General features: G+C 36.1%; 8 protein-coding genes. 1 reads left to right on the forward strand and 7 read right to left on the reverse strand.

The window, feature by feature from the left end; genetic code table 11:
• Window positions 1-32 precede the first annotated feature (32 nt).
• The 3 genes from D9842_RS17765 to D9842_RS17775 form a co-directional block, all read right to left on the reverse strand.
• On the reverse strand, window positions 33-1,553 hold the full coding sequence (locus D9842_RS17765; RefSeq protein WP_121663659.1) for a transglycosylase SLT domain-containing protein: 1,521 nt from the start codon (window positions 1,551-1,553) through the stop codon (window positions 33-35).
• A gap of 17 nt (window positions 1,554-1,570) precedes the next feature.
• Window positions 1,571-2,665, reverse strand: a complete 1,095-nt coding sequence (locus tag D9842_RS17770; RefSeq protein WP_121663660.1) for an NlpC/P60 family protein — start codon at window positions 2,663-2,665, stop codon at window positions 1,571-1,573.
• Between the two features lie 211 nt (window positions 2,666-2,876).
• On the reverse strand, window positions 2,877-5,009 hold the full coding sequence (locus D9842_RS17775) for a M14 family zinc carboxypeptidase (protein ID WP_162987482.1): 2,133 nt from the start codon (window positions 5,007-5,009) through the stop codon (window positions 2,877-2,879).
• A gap of 266 nt (window positions 5,010-5,275) precedes the next feature.
• On the opposite strand from D9842_RS17775, the gene D9842_RS17780 reads away from it, so the two are divergent.
• Window positions 5,276-6,304 carry an acyltransferase gene (locus tag D9842_RS17780; protein ID WP_121663661.1) on the forward strand — a complete coding sequence of 343 codons (1,029 nt, stop codon included), beginning with the start codon at window positions 5,276-5,278 and terminating at the stop codon, window positions 6,302-6,304.
• A 579-nt stretch (window positions 6,305-6,883) separates the two neighbouring features.
• On the opposite strand, the gene D9842_RS17785 is transcribed toward D9842_RS17780, so the two are convergent.
• The 4 genes from D9842_RS17785 to D9842_RS17800 all read right to left on the reverse strand — a co-directional run bounded on the left by D9842_RS17785 (window position 6,884) and on the right by D9842_RS17800 (window position 17,043).
• A complete protein-coding gene (locus tag D9842_RS17785) occupies window positions 6,884-9,301 on the reverse strand; it encodes a S8 family serine peptidase (protein WP_121663662.1) in 2,418 nt (805 codons plus the stop codon).
• 65 nt (window positions 9,302-9,366) lie between these two features.
• Window positions 9,367-12,042 carry a ligand-binding sensor domain-containing protein gene (locus D9842_RS17790; RefSeq protein WP_121663663.1) on the reverse strand — a complete coding sequence of 892 codons (2,676 nt, stop codon included), beginning with the start codon at window positions 12,040-12,042 and terminating at the stop codon, window positions 9,367-9,369.
• A gap of 484 nt (window positions 12,043-12,526) precedes the next feature.
• Window positions 12,527-14,548, reverse strand: a complete 2,022-nt coding sequence (locus D9842_RS17795) for a glycosyl hydrolase family 18 protein (protein WP_121663664.1) — start codon at window positions 14,546-14,548, stop codon at window positions 12,527-12,529.
• A 113-nt stretch (window positions 14,549-14,661) separates the two neighbouring features.
• On the reverse strand, window positions 14,662-17,043 hold the full coding sequence (locus D9842_RS17800) for a hypothetical protein (RefSeq protein WP_121663665.1): 2,382 nt from the start codon (window positions 17,041-17,043) through the stop codon (window positions 14,662-14,664).
• Between the last annotated feature and the right edge of the window lie 41 nt (window positions 17,044-17,084).

Consider the following 17,084-nt stretch of genomic DNA (forward strand, 5'->3'; position numbering starts at 1 on the left):
CAGAAAATTTCTTCTGTGGGGTTTTATTCCTCTTAATGCGGGGAATAGTTTACTAAGCCTTTATCATTCGGTAGGTAGTATCCGCCACCGACATATAAACGGTCACCATCGATTGAATAAACTCTAGCACGTTCGCCTGGTTGAATGACTTTGTGAATAGAGCCATCTGGCGCATACATGTTTACCGGCTTTTTAGCTGTCGCAAAACCTTTGTAAAGTAGGACAGAACCATCATTTTTCAGAACCTGTAATCCGGTTTCTTCAGATCCGCCAACGTAGACATATTGGCTATCATAATCATATACTCTTAGATTATGACCTGGTCCGTAGGTTGTTCCTTGTTCTGTTAATTTACCATCTTTCAAAACAAATAGCTTAATATTTTCTCTTGTGTTAGCTCGAGCAATCATCACAACCATGTTTGGATCATAACGTTTAATATAGTAGTCTCCACCAACGTTATAGTAATCACCCATGGCACCGAATAGCTTAATCATTTCACCTTTTACAAGTGTAGGGTTTCCTTCATTCGTTTCGGTAATAGTGAACGTACCATCTTTATTATCTCTTAACAAAGGAACATCATCACGAATGATCACTCTACCAACCGGCTGACGATGATTTGTCGGGAACGTTGCATGAGGAACTGTAAGTGTTGCTGGTTCCATTCCCTGTAAATTCGATGTTGCCATATAACCTTCTTTACCATTAACACTTACTTTAAAGAAGGAAAAGAAGTTTGCTGAACTAGTAGACTCATATGGTCCAGCTAAGATTTTCACTTTACTTAGCGGCTCAATTTTGTCAGTAATAGAGGAACCAACTGTATCATGGTAGTCACGAAGGTTTGATACACCGTTAGCCAAACTGCTTTTAGATGTATAAACTACATCTCCAGCTTCCATGGCCTGTACAGAAGGTGTGTTCCAGCTATCAATATTATATTGAAGCTTTGTAAACTGTAATGTTCCATCACTCTTATAAGACGTTTCGATTTTAGGTGTTGCTGTAATTTTCACGCCCGTATTATCTCTTCTAAGATAATCAAAAACCTTTTCTTGATAAGGCTCAGCATGTTCATTTGGGTCGTTACGTTTTGATAGTCCGTTATAAGCCCAAACTGCAAAGTACCAATGCTCAATTTTCGAACGGTCATGATCATTGATTTTCGGGATGAAGTTATAACCCCATTTTTCGTTCAGGATTTGAGCACCTATTTTAATGTTGTACTCTGTATCCGTAAGTAGCCTTTCCTTACTAATCTGTTTATCTGCTAATTCTTGGTCAGATAAAGTGATTTGCATCATTCCGATTCCGCCGTCATCACTGACAATCGGATTACCGTTACTGTCAAATTGTTTCATGCCTGTTTCGCTATAAGCAATGGCCTTTAAAATTTCAGGAGGTATATTATATTGTTTCGCTACCTCAACAATTAATTCTTTTTTCTTTTGATACGATAACTCATCGTACGCTGCTTCTACTGATGATAGATTAATAGAACTTAAAACAAGCGTGACGATCATCAATAGGCTTAGACTAAGCTTACGCATGCCAGATTCCTCCCCTATTAGTTCGATAGAATGATCTCTTCAACAGCCTTCTTTCGTTCTTCTAGCTGTGTTCTTATTTCATTAAGGCTTTGGTAAGATCCTGCATGAAGTGTATTACCATAGGCTTTAATTTCATTCGCTCGTTTTTCTAGTCTATCATACTTTTCCAGTAGATTACCAGCTTCATCTAAATTTCCAGCTTCTACTGTTTGTTCAATTGTATCTAGTAAACCGTACATAGATACCTCGTAGATTACTGTTTCTTTAGCAATTTTAGCTGGTGTGATTGATTCATTGTTAAATCGCTTACGAAGCTCTGAACCGTATAAACGACTGAATACTGTTTCGCTTTTCTTTATATTTGATGAATGCTGATGATATAAATTAACTGATTCGTCTGTTAAGCTTTGATTTGTAATCATTGTGTCTGTTAACTGTTTTGTGCTTCCTGCTAGATTCGAAGAAAGGTTAACCGAATCTATTACATGAGCTGTTCTTAGTACATATTCTTTTGCTGCTCCACTATCAGCTTGCTTACGAATTTCGTTATATGTTGATAACACGTCTTGATTATGTGTTGTTGTGTCTGAAGTCAAAAAATGCTGTGAAGTTGTTTGCCAAAGCTGCTTTGCTTCTGCATCAACAGAGTTTAAATAAGTAGACAGCCCTTCCAGACGTTTGGCACCAAGATATCTAGTATTCCAATATGATTCGTCTAGCTTACTTACTGAAATACCTTTAGATGATGAGGCATGAACAAACTCACTATTACCAATATATATACCAGCATGTGATGCACCCGGCTTATATGTAGTAAAAAAGACAAGATCTCCAACTTCAGGTTTACTTACCTTTGTAAGATTGCTTGAGGCATACATATCTGCGGCGGTTCTAGGTACTGAATATCCATATTCTTTTAACACATAATTAATATATCCAGAGCAATCAAAACCACTTGGAGTTATTCCACCAAAAAGATAAGGAACTCCTAAATATTTCTTACTCTCTTGGATAAATTGCTGTTCATTTATTGTAGAATCCGCGAAGGCCTTAGAATGCGCTATCAAAAATACAAACGAACATAACATTAAAATGAATAAGTGCTTCTTCATAACAATCACCTCTCTAAATGTACCTCTTTATTCTAACAAGCATATTGTCTCTGTTACGTTACAGTAACGTTAAATTTGTCGCTTTATATTACAGTTTCTTTACAAATTGAAATAAAGTTCGACAATTCCCCCTTTAATTGATCTCATTTTTCGATTAAAAACAGAGAAAAACCCACAAATTTACAATTAATTTGTGGGTTTTTGATGTCGTTTATTGAATAGAATATGTTTCTTGTAACAATTGTTTGATAGCTTCATTTAAAAGAGTAGAAACCTTCTCATTAAAAAGTTGCTGCTTTTCATTTACTAGTGCTAGTTTCTGCTCATCACTTTGTCCTGCTTCAATCTCTGCCTGCAGAACAAGGATTTCTTCACCTAGTAGAACTGCTTCTTTAAATGTGCTTAACTCAGAAAGCTTACTAATGGCTTCATCATATAATACTTTGGATTCAGCATCTAAAGATGTTTCATCAATTAACGTTATTTGTTCTTCAGCATGATGAATTGAATCAAGTAAGCTTAAATCACTGCTGATCGTTGTTAAGCTTTCGTAATCAGTATATAACTGTTCAATTTCTTGGAAGAAAACAGCTTCATCAATTCCTACAATTTTTTTATATTGCTGAATTAATGATTCTCTTAAAGTAACAAGCTGTTCCTCAATTTCCGGATGATCAGGATATTTACCAGGATATAATTTATTACCCGCTTCCTTAATTTGAACAGAACGATCTTCTAAGCGTTCTAATACAGCGAATCTCTCTTCAATCTGTTCAAATTGCTCGTTATTTAGTTCTTTCTCAATAATGTTCAATAGGTTATATCGAGAAACTTCGTAAATAACTGATTCTCTAGCAATTTTACTTGGACTAATATACTTATCTCGGGTTAATTGACGATATTGACTACCATAAACACTACTCATCACTTGTTCAGCTTTGTTAATGCTTGATGACATCGCATTATACTGAGCAACAAAGTTATCATCAATTTTATTTTGATTAATTAGTGTTGTAAAACGACCTTTTTGCTCTAAAAGCTGATCTCCTACATAAACCGCATCTATAAATCTAGCTGCATCTAGCTTACGACTCTTCGCTTCCACAATGTATTGTGATAGGAAGTCACGATCACTCTTTGTTAAACCAGTAAGCGATTGTTCAGCTGTTTTTATTAAACTACCAGTCTTATTGTATAGAGAGATAAATGAAGTGCTAGCCTTAATATCTGCCGTAGTTTTAAGATTGCTTGTGTGATAAGGGCTTAGTGACTTACTAGCTAAAAATGCATCGTTTACTTTTTTCGTTGCTGCTGCCTTTACTGGGTTATATTTTGTTAAAAATAACTTATGACCTTCGTTTGCAGCGTAAAGACCAATTGTTTTGTTTTCGCTCCAAATACTTGAGAAATAAGAAAGTGGTACACTTGTTTCACCTACATAAGGTGAAATTTCAATCGTAAACGCAGGGCGTTTGTAATGAGAGATAAACCAATCTGTAAGTCCTCCACCAGATTGATATCCTTTAGGGTAAATAAGGGAATAGCCCGTTGTTTTTCCAATTGATTTTGCCAAAGCATGATCTCGATCGTACCATGAACCAGTTTGATGAAAATCCCAATATAAGATTTCACCACTACTATGATAACTTACAACCATTTCTGGTTTTGTTTTATTCGTAAAGTCGACCATTGTAATGGTTTCTTTAGCGTAATTAGCTCTTGGGCCCGGGTAGTTTTTAAAATAGGGACGTCCGGGACTACAACAAATGTTATTCCAATCAGCATCATACTGTCTGTTCAAATCTATTCCTTTAGCATTCGCTTTCCATCTTCGGAAATCCATACTACCATCATTCATTTTAATAATTGCTGCATGATCTGAGCTAGGAAATTTCTTTAAACCAAATTGCTGCAAAGTAACACCATCTGGGTTAACCATTGGAACAAACCATATAGTCGAGTTGTTTAAAACGGATCTAACATTATATCCATGATAAGAAGAACCATTTTTATAGGCATTCGCATATTGATCAATCATGTTCATATTGACCATGGTTGTCATCCATTCCCGGGCATGGTGAGAACCGTTCACCTGAACAACCGAAGTTCCCTTTCCTAGTGAGACCGCATAGATGTTTCGACCATACTCACTTTTCCCAATCACTTTATATGAAATTAAATCAGGATAAGCTTGTGCAAGTTCCTTAATGTCCTGCTCCATGATTTCGTACGTATAAACTTTATTATTGCTCACATAAGAAGCAGCAGACGTGCTTTCTGGAAGTGCGAACAATACTACTAACGTGAATAAAAAGAAAAAAGTACATAATTGCTTCGTCCTCAACCTTAGATCCTCCTCATGACCTCGTAATCTATAACCTTACTAATCATACCAAATTTCGACATTGTCGTGAGGATTTTTTCAAAAAATGTCATTTCCTTTTTCTGCTTTGATTTACTAGATTTTATTTGGTATATTTTTCTTTGATAGAGCGGATTTTTCTGCAGAATTCGACTTCCCCCAAAAATAAAGGTTATAATTTTTTCCATTTTTTCAAAAGCTAATTTAATCGAGATAACAGGAAGATATACTTCAAGGAGATTTTTTACATGACTAAATCGAGGATCTTTTATTTTGATAATTTACGAATTGTCGCAACCTTTGCAGTTGTACTTTTACATGCCGCTGCCCCTATTTTATATAAGTTCCAAACTGTTACAAGCACTACCTGGTGGACAGGGAATATTTATGATTCTTTAACAAGATGGTGTGTACCAATCTTCTTTATGCTAAGTGGCGCTCTATTGCTCAATCCCGATAGAACGGATAAGCCAATGATCTTTATCCGTAAACGCATTAGTAAAGTAATTATCCCCTTACTTGGTTGGAGCACGTTTTATTTAATTGTTCAGATTAATCGAGAGGTCATTATTAATGATCCTTTCATGATTACAAAGGCTTTTTTTGAGAATGATGTGTATTATCATCTTTGGTTTTTATATGTGATTATTGCCATTTACCTCATTCTCCCTGTTTTAAAAGTTTATATTGCTGGTGCAAGTCAGAAAAATCTACAATATTACTTACTGCTTTGCTTTATCGTGACAAGTGTATTTAGTTATATTAGTAAATTTCATGAAATTACCGTTGATATAAAGGTTGAAGCTGCAACTGGTTATATTGGCTATTTTCTTTTAGGCTATTACCTGCATCGATATGGATTATCGAAAATCACAAAAATAGTGATGTATCTACTCGCAATCGTCGCTAGCATCGTGATCATTCGCGGCACCTATGACTTAACAGTTCAAAACGAAGGCTTCTTTGATGGATTTTTCTATCATTATTTAAATATGCCTGTTGTATTTCTATCCATTGCAGTGTTTATATTCTTCCAGGACTTTAAGTTCGATTTAAGCCGGTTCTTTTTATTTTCAATCATTAATAAAACAAGCTTAGGAATTTATCTTTTGCACCCATATATTTTCCTACTTCTTTTGGAAAACTACGATATTCACGCTCATACCGTGCGTGCCTGGGCTGGCATTCCGATATTGGCGACATTCACACTACTTGTAAGTATGATTGTTGTGATGATTCTTCAGAAGATACCGGTTGTGAAAAGGTTTGTGCCGTAAAAGAGGACTGTCGAGGTGAAACTAACGGGTTCGATTCTGAAGTACAAAATACTAATTAACATTGCTTCTCGTACAATAAATTGCACTTGATTTAAAATTTAGCAAGTTAATCAACACAGTAAAATGCTTGGAGACATATATACTCCAAGCATTTTTTATATCAACATAAACATCCAATTAAGTCAATTTTCAAATCTTCAAGAATTGCCGAGAAATAAGATACTAAAATAAGCGGAAAAATTCCTCTTAAAAAGAAAATATCATGAAATCTAGCTCAAATAGACGGAAAGATTCCGCTTATTGGATTAAAAAAGGCGAAAATGGACCATTTTACTTTGCTTAACCGGAAAAATTCCGCTTATATCCCCCAACCGAGCTCCATTCTTCAGTCTAACCGGAAAAACTCCGTTTATTTAAACTCTCAGTTACTTTTTATCACTGATAGTTAAATATATTTTTTGAACACCAACCAATTGGGATGCGAATTTTCATGGTGACAAAAGCTTATGTCACCATGTTAGTTTAAGACTTTTCAAGTCAACTTTACCCCTATAAAAATAGAGTCGACATCTGTCAGCTCTAATTCTTTATAAAATAAAAATCCTCTTTCCGATCAACTACAAAATATCCGTTCCCAAGATCCACTTTTCCATTTCCGATGCTCTTCACATAATATAAATTACCCTTTTTCAGCGTACTGTGCCTCGCTCCATTTGGAGCATATAACACAATATCTTTTTTAGGTTTTACGTATCCCATTAGGTAGAAGCTCTTTTTGTCAGCCTTAATGGTATAACCGCCACCAACTTCATATTTTTGATCGTTATAGGAATACACTTTAATCGCTTCGCCCTTTTGCAGCATGCGATAAACATTTCCGTTAGGATCATATAATGGTGTTGGCTCTTTAATTAACGCCCTACCAATGTAAGCAATGGTTTTTCCTTCTTGATGTCTAACGTAATACTCTCCGCCAACATTATAGTAATGACCTGAAACACCGAATACCTTGAGTTGTTCTCCTTTTGTTAAGCCACGATAATAAGTGAAGGTATTGTCACTGTTTTTGCGGTATAACCCAAGTCCATCTCGACGGATAATCACACGTGCCGAAGGATGGTCGTGATCAACCGGTAGCGTAAGGTTCGGAATCAACATATCATTCAACTCATACGTAAACGTGCTAACATCACTTGTAGCTGTTCCACTAACAACAGCTGCTTTAATTGTTGTTGATTCATAGATTGGAATAGAATTCACATATGAAAGACCATTCACACTAGAAGGTGTTGATCCATCAAGAGTGTAAACAATTCGTTTATTTGATGTTGATGATAATTTAACCTCAAACGGTTGAGTATATTTCCCTGATGGAACTGTAGCTGTTGGACTTACTAATGGAACATTTTGATTAGTAGATATCACACTTAGTTGATATGGTGTTGACGACCAACGGTTATGATAGTCCGAAATAATCACATAATAGGTGCCAGGTGAAGCGAGAAATGAGTATGATTCTGCTTTTCCTAGGCCGTATTCATCAATATAATCGACCATTTCAAGGGTAGAGCCTTCCAGCTTTTCAATATCGATGCTTAAATCAAGCTCATTCGACATTCCTGTAAGGTTGATATCAACATCTGTATTCGAATCCACATGAAACACATACACATCATAATCATATGGAAAATTCATCTTTTCCGAATGATATTCATAGTACCCAATATCAAAAGCACCTTCTGTTGTACCAGAAACTTCTTCTTCGACTGGAAGTGATGTAGTTAAGGTTTTATACATATTTGGTATTCCATATCCATAATCTTTCTTCCAGCTTCCGTTTGCCCCTAATTCGAGAAGCCATTCAACCTCTCTTGGAGTTAAATCTGGACGTTCACTTAACAATAGGGATGCCATTCCAGCAACAACTGGTGCTGAAAAAGATGTCCCACTTACTACCGAATAACCACCTTCTGAATGAAGTGAATACATGTCCTCACCTGGTGCTGCAAGGTCAATCCACTCACCACGATTTGAAAAATAAGCAAGAGCTTTACTTTGATCTGTAGCAGCTACACTGATAACTGGTAGATATGTGGCTGGATACATCGGCTCTCTGCTTGTATCATTACCCGCTGCACCAATCAGAGTAATCCCTTGCTCAAAAGCTTCCCATAGTGCTTCATTTTCAATATCAGAATAATAATAGCTTCCATAACTCATATTAATAATGTCTGCACCTTGTTCAATTGCATAATGGATTCCTTTAATTTGATTCTCAACTGTTGAGTGGCCCTCACGATCACTAACCTTCACCGGAATGATTTTAACATTTTGATTAATTCCCGCTATTCCCGTTCTATTGTTGGATATAGCTGCGATTGTTCCAGCTACACTCGTCCCATGACCATGATCATCAGCTGGATCAGAATCATTATTCACAAAGTCATAACCATTAAGCACTTTACCCTTCAGATCCTCATGGCCTTTGCTCACACCCGTATCTAGTACCGCAACTTTCACTTCATTTCTAAACGAAAATGAATTCCAGGACTTAGGAAAATCAAGGGCTGGAATATACCATTGATTTGAATAGTAATAGTCATTCGGAGTAGCGCTCATTTCCACTTTATAGTTAGGCTCTGCATTCTCGACACCATTCAATTCTTTTACTTTTAATAAAGTATTCTCGTAATCTAGTTCATTAGGAATCTTAAATGTATAGAGAGTCGTATTTGAGCTTGATAAATCAGTTGTTTCAACTAACTCTAGACCTAAGGAATGGAACTCAGATAAATCTACGTTTCCTTGAATAATCATTTCACGATTTTCAACAGCATCTTCGTTAATTGATTGTTCTTGCTGATTGCCTTTCAATGGCTTTGTTTTCGTCATAAATTCATCTGTAACCTCAGATGGCGTTTCTTCGGCAGAGGCATGAAAATGAACTGGAGTAATAATCATAAGAATAATGGCAAAAAATCCGACTAGTTTCCTCATAGCTGCCTCCCTTTATTAAAAGATAATAGAAAGACTGACCCAAACCAGGTCAGTCTTTATATGACTTAACTCTTACTGTATTCCATACTACTTTTATCATACAAGATGTAATACCCGTTTCCAATCTCTAATTTATTTCCATCTGTATTGGAGATAAACAGCTCTTCACCTGCTGATAAAGTAAGAACAGGTTCTTCTTCACCATATTTGTAAAGCTCCGTATCACCCAGTAGCTTGACTGCACCAGTAAAATAGGTCACTTCTGCGGATTTAGCAATCGTATAACCATTACCAACATCATACTTTTCATTATCATAGTTAAACACCTTAATTTCTTCTCCAGGGAGCATCATTCTAAATGGCTCGCCGGTAGGAGTATAAATTTGAGTCGGTATACTCGTAAACACTCTACCAATATAGGCAGATGTTTTTGAAGCCTCATGATAAATATAATAGCCGCCACCAGTATGATAATATTGGCCTTCTAAACCGTATACTCTAAATGCTTGCTTAGATTGTAGGTTTTTATACGGCACCATATTTCCTGCTACCTTTTTATAAAGAACAACAGGTTTTTTCGTATAAACACGCGCAATTGGGAATGGTGATTCAGTTACTGTGACATGTGGCAGTTGAATTTGCGTCGGCTCAATCGCCTTGTCATTCGTTAACTTAGATTGCTTCACTCTCCACAAGTTAGCTCCACTATTAAAGTATAAGTAGCCATCATTACCTTTAGCTAATGTATTTACATCACCTTGTCTAAAAATCTTAATCGAAAAATTAGTAAGACTTACCTTAAATAGTGTATTTTGAACAGTTCCATATAAATAACCATCTTCACCATCAATTAATGATTCATTCTTCCCCATTCCTAATACACTCTCAGGAATGATCGGATAAATATCAATTCGTTCTGGTTCAACTTCAGGTTCAGGCTTGGAATCTGTTTCCGGATTTGTTTCTGTATCTTCCTCAGTATCTGTTTCAGTATCTTCTTCCGTTTCCGGCTCAGGCTCTGGGGCAGACTCTACTCGTGGATAATACACAATAAACTTATTATCAACGATTCCAAATATCTTCCCATCTTCATCCCATTTTAATGCAGAAACCATGATGCTGTATCCGTTAGAAATTGATACTTCTTCAGCTGTATAAGTCTCTTGATTTAAGTCGATTTTAAAAATACTCGCACTATCCTCGGTTTTTACACCTGTGCCATCATAAACAGACGTACCAGCATATAAAATATTCTTTTCTTTATCATATGTAGCTGATACAACACTTTGTCCTTCTTTTAATACGATTTGGTCTATGATTTCTTGATTTTTCGTATCATAAATCGTCACTAAACCTGAATGTTCTCCTCGTTTTGGAACAGAGCCGATGAATAAACGGTTGTTTTCATCATCTGCGACAAGAGCTGATGGACGAGATTGACCATCACTTGATAATGAAAGAATTTTTTTCGGATTCGTTCCTTTACTCCATACTTCAGTTGGATCATATTCGTAAATATCGCCATTAGGATATGTTCCAAAATATAGCTTTCCGTTGGATTCAGTGATTCCTTCTACTTGTCCAATTCCACTAAAGGTTTGATTCATGGCGATAGACGGAGTATATCTAGATAAATAGCCAGAAATAAACCCTGAGCTATAAATATCGCCTGTTGAACTACTTCCGATTCGAAAAATTTCAACAAACTGTGGTGGAAGCTTTAATACAGTTAATGAGAACCGATCAGTTTGATAATTATAGTCATAAAATTTACCGAGATTTCCTGCCAATCCAATTACTTTACCTTCATCCGGAATGATATCTAGTGACACAGCACTGGATCCGTTTAAATCTGATTGGATTTCTTTACTCGATTTTGATACATAGTTGTATTCGTATAAAGATCCTTTTAAGCTGTAAAATACAGTTGTCGCATTTGCCTTCTTTTGTGAAACCCCTCTAGAATCAGCCTTAAACTGATTTACCATTTCATCTGTTTCAAGATCATAATGAAGGATCTCATTTGTTCCTTCCATCTTTGCGAACAACTGTCCGTCTACGATATCAAGATCATAAACAGATGAGCTAGATTTTGTATAGTCTTCTAAAAGATTTGTTTTTTCATTTGTAATTAAGTTCCACTTAATCAGTGCTGCAGGTGATCCAACTCCTACATATAAGGTATCCTCAGCTTCATCATAAACAACGCTTCTCGCATATTGTCTACCTTGCATTACTGTGCCAAAATCTTTAAAGCCTTCTTCTTGATTGTAAGAAAATACTCGACCACCATAAGAAGTAACACCAAATAATCGATCATTTTTCTCATCGTAATTCAAATCCCAAATAACAGTGTCCGAATTCGTAGTTGCCTTACCAAGGTCTTCTAGGTTATTCGTTAGTAAATCATATTTGTACACATGTTCATTTGGAGTTGTTCCAATGTAAACCTGTCCGTCAGAAGTTGCTTCAATTGACCAAGCAGCCTTTGCTCCTTCAAGTTCCTTTAAATCAATCACTTTCTTTGTTTGATAATCTACTACCGCTACTTTTGCAGGCTCTCCTTGTAACAGAGCTACATAATACGTTTTCCCTTGAACGGTAACACTTTTTCCTCTAATTACATTTAAATACTCTACTTTAGGACCCAAATTCTCGAAATTTGACTCCTCAGAATTCGAGGCAGCTTGTCCCTTAATAGATGGTATAATGAAGCTTATACACATGATTAACAAACCCAAATAAATAACTCTCCTAAAATTAAACAAAATCTCCTACTCCTCGACGAAATTTGATAGTCTCTTTCTACCTTTTATTCTATGTGACTTTCCTAATATTTTAAAGGGATTTATTGTTAAACTTTATGGAACATTTTGTTAATAGTTATGTTAATTAACGTTTTTTTCTAAATAAATTTTATATAAAAACCATAATAAACCCTTGATTTTTCTAGAAGTCCTTATTTTTTTCCCCACTGAAAAATAAAGAAAAAACTTTCTTAATAAATTGTGAAAAAACAGCATAATTTTCCCTGAAATGTGGTAAAATAGTCTTTGTTCCCGTGGTTTCATAAATATGGTAGTATTCCATATTGTTGGACGGCTTTCCATAATTATGACATCATTTTCGTTTTACTATAGGGTTTGGATTTTTCTTTTAGACAAGTGTATGATTAACATAAAGGCCTCCAAGTGGAGGTCTTTATGTTGATACCTATTTTTCATCTTAATGTCTCACAAACGAAGCTAAATTCCGATCAATTTTTATATAATATCCTCCACCAACGTAAAATCTGTCACCATCAATACTGTAAACTCGGATATATTCATCAGGACGAATTTGTCTGTGTACCGCCCCATTCGGTTTATATAAAGTTAGATAGCTTTTTGGCTTTAAAAACCCCTCATAAAATAACACATTGTCAGTTGGTTTGATATAATAGCCCCCACCAACATTATACTTATTTTCATCATAGGAAAATACCTTTATTGCTTCCCCTTTTTCTAAGTACCGATAAAACGTACCATCCGGCTTATATAACACTTCCCGATTCTTTATCAATAACCGCCCAATGTGAAGACTCATTCGGTCTGTTTTTTCTATATAATATCCACCGCCAACATCATATTTATTTCCTTGAGCGCCAAACACATTAATCACTTCGCCTTTTTTGAGCAGCTTATAATTAAAATAGGAACCATTTGGCTGCTTTTTTAGTAGCTGTGTATCTTCCTTTAAGTACAGCCTTCCAATAATCTGGCCATGGTTTGTCGGAAGAGTTGTATTTGGAATAATGATCGGTGTATTTTCTTCGTTAGGAACCAAATAAAGAAGTTGTCCGATATAAATAACATCTGTCGTTAACGAGTTGTACTCCTTTAGCTGTGTAACTGTTAATCCAAACTTTTTGGCAATACTAGATAATGTATCTCCTCCACGGACAACGTAGGTTGTGCTATCCCCTGCTGGCTCCTCCACAGCTGGACTTTGATCACTATCGACTGTTGTAGTATGGGTTGTTAACCAAGCTCGATAATTCTCCCATATACTCGGGTCCTCTTGCCCTAGACTCCAGCTTCCTGTTCCCTTTAAACCATACTTATGAACTAAATTCACTTTTGCTTGAATGGACCTTTCATTTTCATACCAAAGATGATAAGTACCAGCGGTTAATGTTCTTCCCGCCACCGTCATAATTGGATCTGTTGATTTTACTTCAAAAGTCATCATCGGTGACTGACTTTTTGTATCATAGGTTGTAGTTGTTTTATATTTACTTGTAATTTCACTTACCCTGCTATTTGATAGTCCATAGCCTCCATAACTTTCTCCTTGCTTCCAGTAACGACCGTAAAAAGGAATTCCAAGCACAATTTTTTCTGGAGAAACCTCTTCACCTAATGCATACTTAATCGAGTTTTCTACAAACGAAAGACTTGCGACAGGACCCTCAGGACTTCCCTGAAAGCTTTCATCATAGGCCATTATCATAATATAGCTGGAGTATTGGGCTAGCTGTTTATAATCATAGGAGCCGTGCCAGCCTTTATTCCACCCATAAGGATTGGCCGCTACTGCAACAGAAACCTCCTTATCTGCAGGTATCTTCTCTCTTAGTAGTCGAACTAAGTCGGTATAATTGTCCCGATCAACATCTGTTACATTTTCTATATCAACCTGAACTCCATCTAAATTGTAAGTAACGATTGCATCTGCAATTTGTTGAGACAGCTGTTCACGATTAGCTAATGCTGTTCTCCCTAATGTCCGATCCCAGTGATTACTTAAGAATGGCACAACCTTAATCCCACGATTATGCATTTCGTTTACAAATGTTTTATCAACTTGAGATGTTAATTTTAATGAGCCATCACTATTCAAATCAAAATAGCTTGGAGAAACAAGATTAAGGTTTCCACCCGTGCGATCAATCTGACTTATGTAGCTTTTGGTATTCCCAAAGTACAAATATGTCATATTAAAATCAGCAACATGTGCCGAAGCTTTTTGCGTCGTATGAAGAGAAAAAGCTGAAACAAGTACAACTCCTGCTACAACCTTTACTGTCGCATGTTTAATATCCGGAAAACGTTTTTGAATATATTCCTTTGCCGTTGCATGTAAATCATCTATTTTCCCTTTAAATCCTAATTCACTAGAAAACTCTGTTGAAAAAGAATCTAAATAAAGAGTAATCACAACTTCATTGTCCGTCGTTATGATTTTATGTCGTTCAAATAATTCCATGGATGACACTCCCACTGACAGATATTATTGATTAGCCTGTACAATATCTCTTATTTTATGAATAAAAAACACCTTGTATTTGTAAGGAATACAAGGTGTTTTACTAAATCATATTAAAGGGAGTACTTCCACAAACTAACTCCATCATGAAAATAAATCGTTCCATCTGGAGATTGAATCACTTGTTTTACATCTCGTTTTTGACGTAAATAGGTGAGTCTATGATTTTTCGGATTCATTTTGAAGATCGTTCCTTCGACAACTCCGTAGAGGTATCCGTCTTTTCCTATTAATAAGGAACCATTTGGTGAATGACCTGAAACATCGTTCACAATTTTCTTGCTGAACACGACACCTTTAGCAGGATGGTAAGCATAAAGAATTTCATCTGCTAATCCCCAAATCATTCCGTCATTTGCCACAGCAAGAGCTGAATAAAAACGGATATTTTTAAATGGCATCTTTAATATAACAGGGGCTGCATTTGCATTATTCGCAGCAACTGTAAACAATGTTGCGTTCGTTTTAGCAGGATCTACATTTGGTTTTCCAAAAATAGATGTTCCTCCATAGATTTTTCCCTGGGATTTTGAATATGATAATGACACAATGCTCTGATCTTTAATCAGCTGATTTTTAACTGTGGCTTTATTCGAACCAACATCAAGAATCGCTAACGCTCCACCACTATACCCTGAACGTGGTGTTGTTCCGATATATAATTTATTTGTATTCGGAAGATGAAGAACAGCACTTGGTCGATCTTGCCCATATCCACTTAAATTAAGAAGCTCTCTAGATGTACCAGTAGATCGGTTGTACTCAATCATCTTCGCTTGCGGATAAACACCCAAATACATCTTATCGTTAATATAAGCAGAGCCTTCTACCTGACCAGTTGTTCCTTTTACCTCGGTTTTCTTCGTGCTCGGTGAATAAATACCAAGACTACCATTTAAAAATCCACTGCTAAACACATTTCCCTGACCATCAGAACCAATATGATGTAATTCAATCGGTTGGGCAGGTAGAGTCATTAAATCATGTTGAAATTGCTGACTGTCTAAATCATACGTAAAATAACGCTCATTACTACCTAATTTGCCCACAAGTGTATCGTTATCGATAAAATCAAAGGAAACAATTGTACCCGGAACCTTACGATCTACCAAAAGCTTACGTTCCTTCGTTGTTAAGTTAAACGAATAGATCGAATTTTGATAGCCATAGTACACAACATTTCCTCTAGGCGATTTCGCGGATACACCAAAAGAGTCTGCTGCAAATTCACCAAGATATTTCCTTGAATTCACGTCATAGTATAAAATCTTTCCGCTTGGATTTACCTTCACAAACAAAAGATTGTCAACAACATCTAAAGCTTGAATGTTCTTTTCATTTTTATAAGCACTCGGTAAGAGCAGCTCTTTTTTTCTCGTTTTCACATTAAGTGCAACAAGCTCTGCCGGAGAACCTAAGCCAACAAAGAGATAATCATTGTCTCCATAAGCAACACTCTTCGCATCCTTTTTACCTGAAAGAATCGTGCCGTAATCATAAAAGCCTTTGCCATCAACAAATTTAAAGGCCTTTCCTTCATTTGAAGTAACACCATAAAACGCATTGCTTGAGCTTGAATAATCAAGATCCCAAATAACCGTGTTATTTTCTGTTGTAGCTTTTCCAATTTTCGTAAGCTGTTTTTTGTTCACATCGTATTTGTATAATAATTCGTTTGGTGTGGTTCCGATGAAAAACGTACCTGCAGGACCTTCTTTAATTGACCAGCCTGCCGTTGTGTTCGCAAGAGGTTCTACGTCAACTAGTTCTTTTGTATAAAGATTTGTTACAGCTAACGTCGCCGGAAGTCCTTGTAGAACAGATAGCATAAGGTGTTCTCCATTTGAGCTCGTGCCAAACGTTGCAACTGATACATTAATATTTGTTAATTGAGGACCTAACTTTTGAACAAGATTCGTATTTTTTACTCGATTTTCCGTTTTCGTTAAAAACGTTGTAACGGAAGCCGGCAGTTGTGCATAGCCTCCAGCTTTTTTAATATCAACGGCTCTTTTCTTTAAACGCTCTAATTTCTTTAAATCACTTGTTGCTTTTTGTCCATTCCCATCAAAGTAAGATCTTTCGATGATATCCAATAATCTAATTTGTGATACTTCATAAATCACTCGTTCTTTTGTTATTTTTGATGGCTTTACATATTTGTTAAGTAGCTTTGAACGAGTAGAGCTCCCGGATACCTTACCAATTGCCCGCTCCGTTTTGGTGATATATGCTGTGAAATCGTTATAAAGCATATCAATTGTTTCCAGGTCACCTTTGTTGATAGCTGCCTCCATATTGGCGCGCCTTTGCAGCAGCATACTCCCTACATTTTCAGCATCTTTAAGTGCAGTATTTGCTGCATGTGTTGGATACGAGAATGAAAAAAGTGATAGAAATAAAATAATAGATAGTAGTGCTTTTGCTGTTCGCATGTTTACCTCCTACATTTACTACAATGTGTCCCTTTTTTTCT

Source organism: Metabacillus litoralis (genome assembly GCF_003667825.1).
Classification (GTDB): Bacteria; Bacillota; Bacilli; order Bacillales; family Bacillaceae; genus Metabacillus; species Metabacillus litoralis_B.

Bases quoted from the DNA above. Each gene is read 5' to 3' on its own strand.
- D9842_RS17765 (WP_121663659.1), bottom strand. From the start codon at position 1,553: ATGCGTAAGCTTAGTCTAAGCCTATTGATGATCGTCACGCTTGTTTTA.
- D9842_RS17800 (WP_121663665.1), bottom strand. From the start codon at position 17,043: ATGCGAACAGCAAAAGCACTACTATCTATTATTTTATTTCTATCACTT.
- D9842_RS17785 (WP_121663662.1), bottom strand. From the start codon at position 9,301: ATGAGGAAACTAGTCGGATTTTTTGCCATTATTCTTATGATTATTACT.
- D9842_RS17780 (WP_121663661.1), top strand. From the start codon at position 5,276: ATGACTAAATCGAGGATCTTTTATTTTGATAATTTACGAATTGTCGCA.
- D9842_RS17770 (WP_121663660.1), bottom strand. From the start codon at position 2,665: ATGAAGAAGCACTTATTCATTTTAATGTTATGTTCGTTTGTATTTTTG.
- D9842_RS17795 (WP_121663664.1), bottom strand. From the start codon at position 14,548: ATGGAATTATTTGAACGACATAAAATCATAACGACGGACAATGAAGTT.